At 41.1% G+C, this 14,770-nt stretch carries 16 protein-coding genes and 1 pseudogene; 7 read left to right on the forward strand and 10 right to left on the reverse strand.

The genetic code is table 11. The features are described from left to right. Positions 1-101, reverse strand: a pseudogene (locus FKV42_RS14335) (IS5/IS1182 family transposase); the annotation flags it as partial. A gap of 80 nt (positions 102-181) precedes the next feature. Further along, complete coding sequence (locus tag FKV42_RS04080) at positions 182-730, reverse strand: hypothetical protein (protein WP_154808977.1); 549 nt, start codon at positions 728-730, stop codon at positions 182-184. A 203-nt stretch (positions 731-933) separates the two neighbouring features. Between FKV42_RS04080 and FKV42_RS04085 the strand changes: the two genes are divergently transcribed. After that, a complete protein-coding gene (locus tag FKV42_RS04085) occupies positions 934-2,232 on the forward strand; it encodes a tryptophan--tRNA ligase (protein ID WP_154808978.1) in 1,299 nt (432 codons plus the stop codon). Positions 2,233-2,319: 87 nt separating this feature from the next. After that, positions 2,320-3,798, forward strand: a complete 1,479-nt coding sequence (gene pheS / locus FKV42_RS04090; RefSeq protein ID WP_154808979.1) for a phenylalanine--tRNA ligase subunit alpha — start codon at positions 2,320-2,322, stop codon at positions 3,796-3,798. Between the two features lie 69 nt (positions 3,799-3,867). Here the strand turns inward: pheS and FKV42_RS04095 are convergent, their stop codons facing one another. Beyond that, positions 3,868-4,995 (reverse strand): DUF362 domain-containing protein, encoded by a 1,128-nt coding sequence (locus FKV42_RS04095; protein WP_154808980.1) that lies wholly within the window; start codon positions 4,993-4,995, stop codon positions 3,868-3,870. 234 nt (positions 4,996-5,229) lie between these two features. Here FKV42_RS04095 and FKV42_RS14090 point away from each other — a divergent pair, with 234 nt between their 5' ends. Then, positions 5,230-5,691 carry a PEF-CTERM sorting domain-containing protein gene (locus tag FKV42_RS14090; protein ID WP_230375490.1) on the forward strand — a complete coding sequence of 154 codons (462 nt, stop codon included), beginning with the start codon at positions 5,230-5,232 and terminating at the stop codon, positions 5,689-5,691. Between the two features lie 33 nt (positions 5,692-5,724). Here FKV42_RS14090 and FKV42_RS04105 read toward each other — a convergent pair whose 3' ends face one another. The 3 genes from FKV42_RS04105 to larE all read right to left on the reverse strand — a co-directional run bounded on the left by FKV42_RS04105 (position 5,725) and on the right by larE (position 7,953). Then, positions 5,725-6,468, reverse strand: coding sequence for a DUF166 domain-containing protein (locus FKV42_RS04105; RefSeq protein ID WP_154808981.1), 744 nt, complete (start codon positions 6,466-6,468; stop codon positions 5,725-5,727). A 39-nt stretch (positions 6,469-6,507) separates the two neighbouring features. Next, positions 6,508-7,044 (reverse strand): DUF531 domain-containing protein, encoded by a 537-nt coding sequence (locus tag FKV42_RS04110; RefSeq protein ID WP_154808982.1) that lies wholly within the window; start codon positions 7,042-7,044, stop codon positions 6,508-6,510. A 90-nt stretch (positions 7,045-7,134) separates the two neighbouring features. Further along, positions 7,135-7,953: an ATP-dependent sacrificial sulfur transferase LarE gene (gene larE / locus FKV42_RS04115; RefSeq protein WP_154808983.1), complete on the reverse strand. Its 819-nt coding sequence runs from the start codon at positions 7,951-7,953 to the stop codon at positions 7,135-7,137. A 151-nt stretch (positions 7,954-8,104) separates the two neighbouring features. Here larE and glmM point away from each other — a divergent pair, with 151 nt between their 5' ends. After that, positions 8,105-9,445 (forward strand): phosphoglucosamine mutase, encoded by a 1,341-nt coding sequence (gene glmM, locus FKV42_RS04120; protein ID WP_154808984.1) that lies wholly within the window; start codon positions 8,105-8,107, stop codon positions 9,443-9,445. Between the two features lie 40 nt (positions 9,446-9,485). Here the strand turns inward: glmM and FKV42_RS04125 are convergent, their stop codons facing one another. Continuing rightward, the gene (locus tag FKV42_RS04125) at positions 9,486-10,085 is read right to left on the reverse strand and encodes an endonuclease dU (RefSeq protein WP_154808985.1); all 600 of its coding nucleotides are present in this window, start codon (positions 10,083-10,085) and stop codon (positions 9,486-9,488) included. A gap of 48 nt (positions 10,086-10,133) precedes the next feature. Next, positions 10,134-11,423 (reverse strand): proteasome-activating nucleotidase, encoded by a 1,290-nt coding sequence (locus tag FKV42_RS04130; protein ID WP_154808986.1) that lies wholly within the window; start codon positions 11,421-11,423, stop codon positions 10,134-10,136. Between the two features lie 83 nt (positions 11,424-11,506). On the opposite strand from FKV42_RS04130, the gene FKV42_RS04135 reads away from it, so the two are divergent. The 3 genes from FKV42_RS04135 to FKV42_RS04145 all read left to right on the forward strand — a co-directional run bounded on the left by FKV42_RS04135 (position 11,507) and on the right by FKV42_RS04145 (position 13,397). Continuing rightward, positions 11,507-11,998 carry a multiprotein bridging factor aMBF1 gene (locus FKV42_RS04135; RefSeq protein ID WP_154808987.1) on the forward strand — a complete coding sequence of 164 codons (492 nt, stop codon included), beginning with the start codon at positions 11,507-11,509 and terminating at the stop codon, positions 11,996-11,998. 26 nt (positions 11,999-12,024) lie between these two features. Continuing rightward, the gene (gene proC / locus FKV42_RS04140; RefSeq protein ID WP_154808988.1) at positions 12,025-12,840 is read left to right on the forward strand and encodes a pyrroline-5-carboxylate reductase; all 816 of its coding nucleotides are present in this window, start codon (positions 12,025-12,027) and stop codon (positions 12,838-12,840) included. A 188-nt stretch (positions 12,841-13,028) separates the two neighbouring features. Continuing rightward, positions 13,029-13,397 (forward strand): DUF356 domain-containing protein, encoded by a 369-nt coding sequence (locus FKV42_RS04145; protein WP_154808989.1) that lies wholly within the window; start codon positions 13,029-13,031, stop codon positions 13,395-13,397. 15 nt (positions 13,398-13,412) lie between these two features. Here the strand turns inward: FKV42_RS04145 and FKV42_RS04150 are convergent, their stop codons facing one another. Together FKV42_RS04150 and FKV42_RS04155 are read right to left on the reverse strand one after the other, a co-directional pair. Beyond that, positions 13,413-13,880 carry a toprim domain-containing protein gene (locus tag FKV42_RS04150; protein WP_154808990.1) on the reverse strand — a complete coding sequence of 156 codons (468 nt, stop codon included), beginning with the start codon at positions 13,878-13,880 and terminating at the stop codon, positions 13,413-13,415. A gap of 383 nt (positions 13,881-14,263) precedes the next feature. Next, on the reverse strand, positions 14,264-14,620 hold the full coding sequence (locus FKV42_RS04155) for a DUF167 domain-containing protein (protein ID WP_463510145.1): 357 nt from the start codon (positions 14,618-14,620) through the stop codon (positions 14,264-14,266). Positions 14,621-14,770 lie beyond the last annotated feature (150 nt).

Consider the following 14,770-nt stretch of genomic DNA (forward strand, 5'->3'; position numbering starts at 1 on the left):
TGAAGGTGTGACTTTCCTGATACAGCTAACGCTGTATCAACAAACTTTAAGTACTTATTAGACAAAACACAATCATCCCCTTTGTGTTTTCGGTAGCAGATAATGCTAAGGGGATTAATCCTTTTTAAATTAATATGTCAAAATAAAATAGGGGGTAGGTTTTCTACAGAGCCTATTTTTTTTATTCTTTTACCGGATTGCCGTTTTCAAGGCTTTCCAGCAGTCTTTTATTCTGCCAGTAAAAACCAATCATGACTGCTGTCATAATGAGAAAAATACTGTGGCGCATATTCTCAAAAGTGTCGGGCCAAATATAAGATAGCAGGAATGCAAGAACGATACCGAATATCCACATAATAGCCGAATTAATAAAAGAAGCTTTTTTCGGACCATATTTCTTATTCCAGCGATGAAGTAGTTTCCACCCGGTAAAGTAATCAATAAGTTTTAGAGAATCATTGTCGTTTGAATCTCCAATAAAGCGCTTCATTTTTTCTTTCTGGATGTCACATGATTTCCTGTACATTGCCACAGAAAACATCGCAGTTAGCAGGAAAGCAATATAACCATATTGCCATGGAAGAAAGATAAACAAAACCAATGAAATAAGCATCATTATACCTACTACTACAGGAAGATAGCTTTCCCCATACCTTCGGGCAGAATACAAATTATATAATGTGAGTAAACCGAAAAACAATGCTGCAAAATGAAAGAAGGTTATATCCATTGACATTTCCCCATGAAATCTAGTCCTATTCTGCAAATATACACTATTGTATAAAATATTTGTTGCTACTTTGATTTATTTTTATATGTGCGGGCTGAAATGCAATAAGAACCTTTACATATCACAACGTATTTTTACTAACAATTTTAAGTGGCGGACACTAAATTAAAAAATCCGAGAAACAGGAGATTAAGAGGCAACATATGAACATGAAGATCGACCCCTGGAGCGCATTGAACATTGATGATTATTCCAAATTATTCGATGAATTTGGTATTCAGCCATTCGATGATATGGTCCGGGAGATTGAGAATCCTCACAAGTTCATGAGCCGAAAGATAATCTTTGGCCACAGGAACTATAACCGCATCACTGATGCAATGAACAACAACAAACCGTTCTCAGTTATGAGTGGGTTCATGCCTTCTGGAAAAATCCATCTTGGACACAAGATGGTTATGGAAGAGATCATCTGGCACCAGCAGCAGGGTGCTGATGCATTTGTCGGAATTGCAGACCGTGAAGCTCATGCCGTCAGAGGCATGTCATGGGAAAGATGCAATGACATTGGTATTAATGAATACATTGTCAGCCTGATTGCCCTTGGATTTGAACCAAACGGACATATTTACTTCCAGTCGAAATCTGAGCAGGTTAAAGACCTTGCATTCGAATTAAGTTCAAAGGCAAACTACTCTGAACTCAGTGCAATCTATGGTTTTACAGGGGAGACAAATGTCGCACACATGCTAAGTGCTGTAACACAGAGTGCGGACATACTTCACCCTCAACTTGAGGAATATGGAGGACCAAAACCAGCCGTTATTCCAGTAGGTTCTGATCAGGACCCGCATATCAGGCTTACAAGAGGACTTGGACATAAGATGAATATGTTCAAGATCGAAGGCAGGGAAGACAAGGAAGGAAACAGATATTTCAGTATCCGCAGCAAAGCAGCGCCAGAAGAAGCTCTTAAAGAATTAAGTCAGCGCATTCCAGGCAAAACCAAACTCTTTGAAGGACATGTTGATGTTTTCAGTGCAGACAACTTTGAAAGTCTCATGAAGATCGTACAGGACGTGGAACTTGAATTTGGAGGTTATGCATTTGTTCCGCCTTCATCCACATACCACAGGTTCATGTCAGGACTTCAGGGTGGAAAGATGTCAAGCAGTATACCTGAGAGTTATATTTCACTTACCGAAGAACCAAAAGGTGCTGCAAAGAAAGTGAAAAAGGCAAAGACCGGTGGCAGAATAAACCTTGAAGAACAGAAAAAACTTGGCGGCGAACCGGAGAAATGTTCTGTTTATGAAATGTTCCTATTCCACCTTGTAGATGATGACGAGGAACTTGCACAGATATACACTGAATGCTGTGAAGGAACCAGAATGTGCGGACACTGTAAAGCCCTTGCAGCCGAGAGAACTGAAAAGTTCCTGAAAGAACATCAGGAACTACGTGAAGTCGCAAAGGACAGGCTTGACGAATACGGACTATAACCCAATTATCAAATAGTCAAACTAACGAGTATTATTACAATTATTATCAATAACAGGATTTACTAACTCAATTTAACAGGTGTGATTATGAGCTCCCAGTACAACCTTACATCCAATGAGAAAAATGTATTGATCGCATTGGAGAATCTAAAAGATGCAAGTCCGGATGAACTTGCTGATAAGTCTGAAATGAAAACGGAAACTTCAATGCAGGCTGCTTTTTTACTTGAAGAGAAAGGACTTGCCCAGGTAGATGAAACAATTACAGAGATCTTTGAGCTTACAGATGAAGGAAAGAAGTATGCTCAGGAAGGACTGCCTGAAAGACAGATAATTGATGCTATCTCAGGTCCGACCTCAATGGATGAGCTTAAGGATAAATTCAATCCTGCTGTTGCGGGCATTGCTACCGGATGGCTTCGTCGCAAGGGCTGGGCAGGAATTGAAAAAGGAATGATAGTTCCAACCAGCAATGCTGAAAAAGGAGAGGATGAAAAAATTCTGGAAGCATTTGCAGGTGAAGCAAAGACATTTGAGGAACTTGGAGCTGACAAGAAAGTCATTAATGACCTCATTAAACGCAAGCTTGTAGTTAAGACTGAAAACAAGAAAAGGAAAATCTGCATCACATCTGAAGGTAAGGAACTTGTTGTGGCAGGAATCACTGTTGAAGAAGAGGTCGCACAACTCACATCCGAACTCCTGAAAAGCGGAGAATGGAAAGAGAAGAAGTTCAGACCATATAACATTCACACAGCTCCAAGACCTATATACGGAGCAAAGATTCACCCATACCAGCGCCTCATTGATGAAATGAGACGTATCTTCCTTGACATGGGATTCACAGAGATCAAGGGAGAAGCAGTTCAGAGCTCATTCTGGAATTTCGATTCACTGTTCCAGCCACAGGACCACCCTGCAAGAGAAATGCAGGATACATTCCATCTTTCCAGCAGATCAGAACTTCCTCTCGAATATAAAGATAAAGTCTGTGCAGTACACGAGAACGGTGGCGAAACTGGATCTACAGGTTGGGGAGGTAAATGGAGCGAAGATATTGCCTGCAGGAATGTGCTTAGAACCCACACCACGTCACTGACAATCAAATACCTGGCAGACAACCCGGAAGCACCTGTAAAGGCGTTCTCAATTGACAGGGCATATCGCAGAGAGACAATTGATCCAACCCACACACCAGAATTTGAGCAGCTTGAAGGTGTTGTTATGGACAAGGACATGTCATTCTCAAACCTTCTGGGGTGCCTTGCTGAGTTCTATTACAGAATGGGATTTGAAGATATAAGATTCAGACCGGGATACTTCCCATACACAGAACCAAGCGTTGAGCCGGAAGTCTACGTTGACGGACTTGGTTGGGTTGAGCTTGGCGGAGCAGGCGTATTCAGGAAAGAAGTTACAGCACCACTTGGAATCAAATACCCTGTACTTGCATGGGGACTTGGAGTCAGCAGGCTTGCAATGCTGAAACTCGGACTCAAGGACCTGCGCCAGTTGTATCACTCTGATATTGACTGGCTCCGCAAGAGTGAAGTATGCCAGCTTTAAGCTGACATACAATTCTATTTTTGGATTTTTTGTATTTTGAAATTCTTCTAAAATGCCTATTGTCCGAAGTTATCTTTTTACAGTTGTGATTACCTTTGCAACTAAGGACATATCAATATCAACTGCATTTGCAGGGCATAGTTCCCGGCAACAGTAGCACATAATGCATTTGTCCTTATTGATCTTTAAGTGGTCATCAATTTCATCAATTGCCTTCACAGAGCAATTCATTGCACAAGCACCACAAAGGACACATTTTGAAGTATTGATTTTTGGCTTCATTTCAAACTGCCTACCAAAGAACCGCATAACAAAAGGTGGCAGACTAAAAAGAATACCACCACTTGATGGTTTGTACTTCTGTGTGACTGTTTTTGGATCAATACCGACTACTTCAGGATTCCTGCTACCAAACCCACGTTTAAGAGCTGCAACTGTTGTCGGAACCTGCATAGGATCGACACCCATTATTCCTGAACCAATCACATCCAGCGACACGCAATCATATGATGCCATGATTGCACCGGTCTTGATTGGATTTCCATGAGCAGGGCCATTACCTTCCATACCTACAACTGCATCCATTACAGCAAGATGAGGTTTGGCAATTGAATATAAATCAATAACAGCTTCTCCAAAGAGCTTCCTGTCACCCAGAAGATGCATTTCCTTTCTGGTCTTGAGCGGCAATGCACCGAACATGTTCTTAACGGCACCTGTGTAATATGTCAGTTCGTGAGTTTTTATCTTCGGAAGCGATATTATCACATCAGCATCCGTGATCGCTTTAGAGATATGAAGCTTCGGAAAACGCATTGCACCAGGAACCTCCATTTCAACATAACCTTCTGTCTGAAAATTGAGGAGCTGGACACCCTGGGATTTTGCCACAGCCTCAATACCTGATACTTTGAATGCATGAGCTGTTGCACCAGGTCTGGTAATCCCTGCACCATCACCAATTACAGGGATACCTCCTGCATCCTTTACCAGTTCACACATTGCGGCAACTATAGACGGGTGGGTCGTTACAGCATCTTCAGGTTTGCGTGCGGCAAGAACATTTGGTTTTAGAAGCACACGGTCACCTTCGGAGATTATGGACTTCAGGCCACCTATCAGAGAAAGCGCTTCAATGATGCATTCTTTTGAATGAGAATAATTATCACATTTTACAATGGAAACTTTGTCGACCATTACAACCCTATAGTGAGAATTTATAGAAATATATAATGGAGAGGCAGATTTCAGTAATAACTGATTTTTTAGTAATCTTTTGCAAATCACGGACATCATCATTATAATGATAATGACTTATTGAATGTTTTGATAAAGTATATATCCAAAGAGAAAGAGAAGGTTACATATCGATTTAAATAAATCATACACAGGATGGTGGTGGATTTAATGAAGAAAATATTAATAATAACAATGATTTTGCTGGTTGCTGGCATGCAACTGGCAGCAGCCGAGATTACAGGCACCATAAATTGGGATCAATCTCAAGGTCTAAGCTCAGCCCAATATAATTGCAGTGATGCTAACGCACCTGTTTCTGAAGATGGGTACCTGCACTGGGTTTTTCTAGGTGCAACTAATGTAACTGATGCCCAGATTCAAGTTGACGGTGATACTCCAGTTGATTACCAGTCGAAGCAGGGTAACAATATGGATTTCTATACCGTACCTTATTACGAGTTTGATACACTCGATGACATGACGGTAACAGTAACTTACAAACTGCCAGATGGAACCACCCTAGACAGTAATGCAAAGATAACCCTTTCACACTACTGCCCTGGAGATCCAGGAATCCCAGAGTTCCCAACAATTGCTCTGCCAATTGCAGCAATTATTGGACTGGCATTCATCTTCCAGCGCAGAAAGGAGTAAACTTAAACTCCTTTTTTAATTTCTTTTTTGAAACTAATTATCCATTGCATCTTCTACGCTTTTTCTGATAATATAACCGGCTTCATGCAGAATAGTATCGCCTATCTGTGCGTCTTTTTCCATACTTGCAGTACAGGGATATGAATGATGAGCCCCTGAAATGGTTTCCTTGTAATCTTTGACATCTGACCATTTCAGTTTCTTGGCAACGAACCATGTTGAACCGCAGGGAGCATCCCTGATAACTTCAACGTGTGTAAAAATACCATTGGTATTATCAACATCAATTTTAAGTAAAGGTCGACCAAATCCCAGTTTTACGAACTCATCAATTGTGGGTTTTCCGGTTAGCTCCAGTGAACAGAACGGTTTTGGACTTTCAAACTCAATACCTTGTGATTCCAGCTTTTTTCTTATCTGTTCGGTAAGGCCTGCCGGAACCAGACGGGAGTCGTCAACAGGGATGATAACTGCCTTTGCATTGCTTGACAGAGCAATATCAGGTACTGACATCATAAGATCAGGGTGAAGGTCGATGGCTAGAATCAAATCTGCGACCGGTAGATTGGATGGAATATACTCATCTGTATCCTCTACAAAATCAGGAAGATCAGTTCTTAATTCAAAAAGACCTACGATCATAGGTGCAAAACTCATTCTTGGTTCGCGGCAGTGGTCACAGAGATCACCACATGAAACACAAAAACGGTCTGAATTGACAAGGTTGCCTACAACCTTCTTTCCAAACTCCCCTGAATAAAAAATGCTCAGACGCATAAAAAGAGTATACAATTGATACTAAATAAAGTCCTCTGCTTATTTTAATGAACTCTTTGTGCGAACAATTCCCATGACGTAAGAAGGTATGCAGCCGATTGCTGTGCATGTTTCAAGCGAAACACCCTGTGAGGTAATATCAAGATGATACCTCGCAAGACTGAATAGATCCTTTGGAAGTCCTTTGCGACCAAGTCCCACAAGCACGAGGAAAGATTTGTTATTCATTATCTCATCTGCGAAGGTTTCCGGAGTAATGCTGAACTTCTTTTCTGGTTTTGAAGTTGTAACGACCACCGAACCGAACTGCGGCTGGAAACCTTTCTTTGGAAGGTCAAACACAAAAAGGTGTTTTTTCTCATGAAGCAACTTCAGGTATTTACCGGATTCACCAATGGTGGTCTTATCAGCAACAAATTCCACAAGTTCATCCGCATCCATATTAAAAGGAAAGTCATAAAGAGCAAGAGAAAATCCGTATGCATAACATATAGGTGCAGCTCTTGCAATTGCCCTGTAATGGGCATCCAGCACTTTGATCTTATCATATGTGTTAACGATACCTAATGTCAGCATACCTGTCACCTTCAAATACTAATTACAGGGACAACACAGATTGCTTACAGGTATTAAATCTGTTGCATTAACGCAATTTCCATTGAACGATCAAAGATCTTTTTGCGATAAAAGAACTTCATCCATGCTTCCGCTTCTGAAACCTTCAAGATCAAGTGTGACATATTTAAAACCGATATCTTTAAAGTAACTGACAAGCTCTTCTTTGATATCTAACAGCTCTGACATGTCATCTGGACTTACTTCTATGCGTGCAATGCCTTTGTGGTCACGCACCCTAAATCCCCGTAAACCTTTATCATAAAGGAAAGACTCAGCAAGCTCCACCTTTTTAATCCCATCCTCTGTTAACTTATCACCATATGGGAACCTTGAAGCAAGACATGGAGAAGGCATTTGCTCTGCAACTGAAAGACCCAGTTCGCTTGCTATCTGTCGCACCTCTTTCTTGCTAATATCCAGAGCCATTAAAGGAGAATGCACTATATTTCCAGCTTCATCTATTGCCTTTTTACCGGGACGATAAGACAGAAGATCTGAAGAATTGCTACCTTCAAGAATTATATCCATACCATGTTTTATCCTGAACTGATCCATTAATGCCAGAATCTCTTTCTTGCAATAATAGCATCTTTCAGGACTATTCTCTGTAATTTGAGGGAAAGATAATTCATTCAGGTCCAGAACCCTGTGCTCAATTCCAATCTCTGCGGCAACTTCTTTTGCTGCTTTGAGTTCCCTGTCAGGAAATGAATGAGTATTTACAGTCACAGCAATTGCTTTATCCCCAAGTATTTCGTGAGCCAGAAATGCAACTGTAGCGCTGTCAACTCCACCGGAAAATGCCACCAGGGCACTTTCATAGGAGCCAATATCTTTTTTAAGCTGTTCGATTTTGGACTTAATCATTTGATGACTATACGCTTAATAGGATATTAAGAATAATCCCACAAAAATACTGATAGAAGCATACAAGAAATCAAAAATACCGATTCCCTCATAAGACATAAAACAAAGTTATGACATATACCTGCAATACTTTTAACAACGGTGATAATTGATGGCATTTTTCGGAACAAACGGAGTAAGGGGTATAGCGAACGAATACATAACTCCACAACTGGCAATCGATGTTGCAAGAAGTCTTGGGACCTATATGGGTTCAAAAGGTGTAGTTGCAATCGGCAGGGATACAAGAGCTTCTGGTGAGATGTTAAAATCCGCCGCTATTGCCGGTGCACTTTCTGCAGGACTCACGGTTATTGATGTAGGGATTTGCCCGACACCTTCTGTCCAATATTATGTGAAGGAATATGCCGATGCAGGAATTGTTGTAACTGCATCCCACAATCCAAGAGAGTACAACGGTATCAAACTCATCGCAGGTGACGGTAGTGAAATGTCACGCGAAGGGGAAAGGGAAATTGAGAAAATATACTACTCCAAAGAATTCAGTACTGCATCATGGGAAAAGACAGGAGACCTTCGCCACGACAGCAATGCCAACGAATTTTATCTTGACGGAATAATCAATTCAGTTGACTATGAGCTCATCCGTGAGAAGAAATTCAAGGTCGTTGTGGACACCGGATGCGGAGCAGGCTCTGTAACATTACCATTCCTCCTCCAGAAACTAGGATGTGAGGTAATAACCATCAACGGACAGGTAGATGGTAATTTCCCATGGAGAAACCCGGAACCAACACCAGATGTACTCACTGAACTTGCTGACATTGTGAAATTGTCCGGTGCAAACATGGGAGTTGCACAGGACGGAGATGCAGACCGTGCCGTATTCTTTGATGAGAATGGTAATTTCATCGAGGAAGAAATCCAGCTTGCAATGATGGCAAAATATGTCCTTGCAAGGAAAAAAGGACCAATAGTCACCCCGGTCAGTTCCTCATCACGTATGCTCGATGTTGCCAATGAAGCAGGTGTTGAACTTGCATGGACAGCCGTGGGTTCCATTAATGTAGCACGTAAGATGATGGAAATTGATGCAGTCTTCGGAGGCGAAGGCAATGGAGGGCTTATTTTCCCGGAACATCAGTATTGTCGTGACGGAGCCATGGCATGTGCCAAATTCCTTGAAATTATTGCAAACGGGCAGAAACTTTCAGAACTCGCCCGGAGCGTACCTGAATACTTTAACTCAAAGACAAAGATAAGGATCGAGGACTCAACTGCAACTATGGAGAAAGTCAAGAAAGAAGTCCTTGCAGAAGACAATGAAGTTGACATCACAGACGGAGTTAAAGTCTGGTATGATGACGGATGGGTGCTTATAAGACCTTCTGGAACCGAGCCAATAATCAGAATATTTGCTGAATCTAAGACAAAAGAAAGAGCAGATGCCCTTATGAACGAGGGTGTTGATCTGGTCAACAAGGCAAAGTAAGATTCAAATTAGAGGAATAGGCTTGCTTTTATGAGCAGGATCACGCCTTTCCTCTTGATTCACCAAGGACAATCCCCGTAGCAATCAAATGAGCAACTCTAAGTGGCTCAGGGATATTGCTCCTTGTTGATGTCATTTTTATTATTTTTGCGGCTATTTCATAATCCAGCCCGCAACATTGGAAGAAAACAGGATTGTTATCATCTTTTGTTATCACACTACTGATCTTTCCGGCTTTTCTTATAATTTCCATCCTTGTTTCAGATTCTGGCAAAAATGAAAGAGCCTTTTCTATGCTTAAAAAATCCGGAAGGTCTCGCATCAGGACGATTACCGGAACATTGGTTTTTTCATATAGATCAACAATATCAACCGGATTAAAACCGCCGTAAGTGACACCATCTAGCATTATGGCACGAATCTGAGTCAAATGTTTACTGTTGTTCACCATTGAAACTATGCTATCTGTTGCGTCCAGGCCATCTCTGGTAATCTCTGAGCGAAGTACACCATCAAGCCATTTTCCACCGCGAAAGAAGGCTCCGACTATAATGATCTTATTGCTGATAAGCGCAGAATCATCTATGCCCAGTATACGGATCTCGTCTTTAATGTGAAAATTACGGTGTACGCTATTCACAAAAAATAATATGAAAAAAGGTAGTGAAGTAACTTACCAGCAGGAATGTTAGATGAACATTCCTTCCGGAAGAACTTCCTCTTTAGTTTCTTTCTTTGACATTACCTTCTGTACAGACTCAAGGAAATCAGCCATTGTGATCGTTTCTTTGTCAAGCCTTACAGCAAGCATACCTGCTTCCATGGCAATGGCATTCAGATCTGCACCGCTTGCATTCTCGGTCAGTTTTGCGAGTTTTCTGTAGTCAAGGTCATCTGCAACAGACATGAAACGAGTGTGAATCTTAAATATATTCGCACGTGCTTCTTCATCCGGCATTGGTACATTGACTATCCTGTCAAACCTTCCTGGTCTTAGAATTGCAGGGTCAAGAACATCAAGCCTGTTAGTGGCTGCAATAATTCTCACATCACCCCTGTTATCAAAACCATCCATTTCCGCAAGCAACTGCATGAGTGTCCTCTGGACTTCACGGTCTGCGCCGTTAGTATCATTAAGACGTCTTGAAGCAATTGCATCCAGTTCATCAATGAAGATGATACTCGGAGATTTTTTCCTTGCCATTTCGAAGAGTTCCCTGACAAGTTTTGAACCGTCACCAATGTATTTCTGTATCAGTTCGGAACCTACCACCCTGATGTAAGTAGCTTCGGTCCTGTGTGCAACGGCTTTTGCCAGTAATGTCTTTCCGGTACCGGGCTCACCGTACAGGAGAACACCTTTTGGTGGAGTGATACCTATACGCTCAAAAGATTCCGGTTTTGTCAGTGGTAATTCCACAGATTCTATAAGTTCCTGTATCTGAGAATCAAGTCCACCTATATCTTCGTAGTCCACATCCTGTGACTCTATTACCTCCATTGCTGAAACTGCAGGGTCTTCGCTTGTCGGGATTACTTCCACGATCGCAAGTGTCTGCTGGTTCAATGCAACTTTTGCACCCGGAACTAAAGATTCTTCACTCAGGTACTGGGATACATTGACCATGAATTGCGGTCCAGTGGAACTTCTGACAAGCACTTTTTCCTCAGAAATGACATCCATTATAGTTGCCACTACAAGAGGAACCGTTTTCAGACGATCAACTTCCGCCTGCAGTCTGCGCACCTCACGTTCGTATTTGAGTTTCTGGCTCTCAACAAAACGTTTTTCCGACTCGATCTGGTCGCATTGTTCCTTCAGGAGAGTATTCCTGGACTCTAACTGTCTCATTCGGTCTAACAGATATTTGGAAAAATCTTCCTCATTATCTGTACCGACATAGTCATAGTCGGCTTTGTTCACAGCGGTAAAATCATACCTGCTATGCTCAAAGTCACTGTCGCTGGTCTCGCTCATGTGCCTCCGAATACTATTTAAGTGCGAACGGTATATAGCCCTTTCGTAAAGATGATAGTAGACACTTTATGAGTTGAAGATCTATGCAGTGTGAAATATGTGGCGCCGAGATCAGAGGCGGTTCTTTTAAAGTTAATATTGACGGTAGTGAACTTACAGTATGTGGAAGATGTTCACAATATGGAACTGCAGCAGGAAAGCGCAGTCCAGTGTCCAAGAAAATTGCACCTGTAAGCCGTAGGCCAGCTTCTGCAACAGGAAGCAGCAGACCAAAAAGGAAAGCCTCTGGAATGATTGTTGACGAACTTGTAGATGAATACGGACATGCAATAAAAGAAGCAAGAGAGAGAAAAAAGTGGTCACATGACCAGCTTGCTTCCAAGATAAAGGAAAAGGCAACACTTATCAAAAAGATAGAACGTGAAGAGATCGTACCTGAGGACGATGTTCGTCAGAAGATAGAGAAAGCACTCGATATCAAGCTCACGGAAAGAACCGGAGATAATGATTGGAGTGGTGAAAGACTTAACCGTGGAACAACTCTTGGGGACATAGTGACCATCAAGAGAAAATAAATTATTGAAATTACCAGAGTGATAAAATGAGCCTTGAAGGTAAAAAACTCGGATTTATCGGAACCGGAAAAATGGGCAGTGCATTAATTAAAGGAATATGCAATGCAGGTCTTTTTTCCCCATCCAACGTATATGCAAGTGATCTCTACGAGCCATCCCTTGATGAACTTAAACAGAATGTAGGGATTAACGTATCTACAGACAATATAGATACTGTAAATAATTCAGACATTATTGTACTTGCAATAAAACCACAGATTATCAAGAAGGTTATTGCGGGTATAAAAGATGACATCGATTCTGACAAACTAGTAATTTCCATTGCAGCCGGTGTCAAAATTGCAGATATTGAAAGCGAATTCAATGATGGAACCAGAGTCATAAGAGTTATGCCAAACATTGCAGCAACTGTTGCTGAAGCTGCTTCTGCTATAACCCAGGGAAGCAATGCATCAAAAGAAGATGCAGAGGATGCTCTGGAGATATTTGGTGCAGTTGGAAGTGCCATTCAGGTTACTGAGAACCTCATGGATGCAGTAACAGGACTCTCCGGTAGCGGACCTGCATATATCTTCCCGGTTATTGAAGCAATGGCAGATGGCGCGGTGTATGAAGGACTTGACAGGAAGAGTGCACTCGTACTTGCAGCCCAGACCATCCTTGGTGCTGCAAAAATGGCACTTGAAACTGAAACTCATCCGGGTGAACTGAAGGATATGGTTACATCTCCTGCAGGAACAACCATCAGAGGAATTAAAGTTCTTGAAGAATACGGAATCAGATCTGCCTTCATGCAGGCTGTTATTGAATCCTCAAAACGTTCCAAAGAACTTGGAAAATAATATACACCTCGAAAATATTAATGTGTAATATCATTTTAGTTCTGTATTTCCTAGAATGGAAAGGTTTATTACTGTAAAAAGTTAAGATTATACCTATACTAGGAAATCCAGGCATTAGGTGCGGGAGCCTAAAACACGTAAACCACGAGATATACATATGAAAAAATTACACATGGGGGTTTTCTGGAATGGGGATTGGAGTTAAATCTTTTGCTGTAATCAGGGGTGACAATGCCGACAAAGTCAATGTTGCATTACATGATCTCGAGCATTACGGAAGAATGAAGTTTGTGTCAAAACCGAAAAGAATAGAACCTGTTTATGCGGATAATCTTCTGGTTAGTGTTGCAGGAGTAACACTTAAAGCCAGATGCAATTCTGCTGCACTTGTAGAACTTGATAATAATGCAGGTGCTGCAATCAGTAAATTAAGGAAGATACATCCTCCTGCCCATGTAGTTATAGTTAGTCCAAGACATGATGTTTATGACGAGCTAATGGACAAATCTGAACTATATCCGGAATTTGAGCGTAGTTTTGAACCCCAACACCACTAAAAAAGTGTACTGTAATTAAAAATAATCGGTTTCATCCGTACCTTTGGTTATCTGTTTTAGTTTTTCAACGTAACCCGGCAGGCTTTCGATATCTTTTATGTCTTTTTGTACAAGGGAAATGATAAGTTCTCTAATTCTCGTATCCGGATTTACCCCAAGTGAATGTAAATTCCCTACAAGTTTATCAACAAGTATGTTGCCTCTACGATCCCAGTCAGTAAGAATCACTATTTGCTTCCCGGTCTTTTTAAGATCCTCGCAGAAATTGACAAGAGAATGATGCGTAGCCAGCCGGAAATCGCCATGAATACCAAGAGACTTTAATGCAATTACATCCCTTTTTCCTTCCACGACAATAATTGAACCCTGGTCCACAAAATCTTGCAACTCACCAAGTAATTTGTCCATTAGTTCCATCCTTTTTTCATATACGATCAAAGGAGCTTTCAAATATCTTTTTGAGCCGGGTTTTCGTGGTCGCATGACAATTATCCTGAATAAGAAGGTCACGTTTATTGGTCAATTATGAACGTGAATTGCATTTCATTTGATTAAAGAATAACCTTTCAATGCATGAAACAAAATTGATTTTAAAAAGAGATACTATTACAAGTAATACCTGTCGCAATCAAAAGCAAACATTTTGGGATTGGGAGGGAATCGTTGCGACAGGATTTGATTAATTTACTTGTAATAGCGAACGAATTGATCAAACTGTTCATAGTAGTATGCTCTATCTACCAGGTTTTCGAAATATTCATCCATGTATTTCACCTCAGATACTAGATTGTCTTCTGCATATATTAAGAGAAGGCAAGCGAGGTGAAAGTATTAAGATAGGCAAAAATATGACAGAAACGACAATATTAAACAACATCATCAGGCAGTTTTTCTCTAAGAACTGTTATGATATGGAAATAATCAGCATTCTGCAAAAGAAGAGATTTTTTGGAGTTATGCATCCCATTTACAAAAGATACATCAGAACTACGCAATCCAAACAAGTCTGCAAGAGCAGAAACCAGTTGCTCATTGGCCTTGCCTTTCTGAGCATTCTGAGATAAACGTACCTCGATACGTTTTCTCCATAGATTATAACCGCTTGGCACACAGAGAACCTTTGAGCCGGGTGTTACCTCAATATCAATAATAACCCCGGAATCTACTTCTTTTAATGCATCCTCAAAAGTCATTGTACCAATTTTCCATATTCCAGATAACATCGAACGAACAAAACAAATGATTGTATGAAAAGAAGGATAATGCTGTCGTCTGACGCACTAACTCCGGGAGATCATCCTATTGGAATTTCCGCTGTCCTTCCCAGTTTCCCTCGTGACAGGCTTTATCGCACTATCCAATGTAGCGTATTG

This window comes from Methanolobus vulcani (assembly GCF_006546655.1).
GTDB classification, from domain to species: Archaea; Halobacteriota; Methanosarcinia; order Methanosarcinales; family Methanosarcinaceae; genus Methanolobus; species Methanolobus vulcani_A.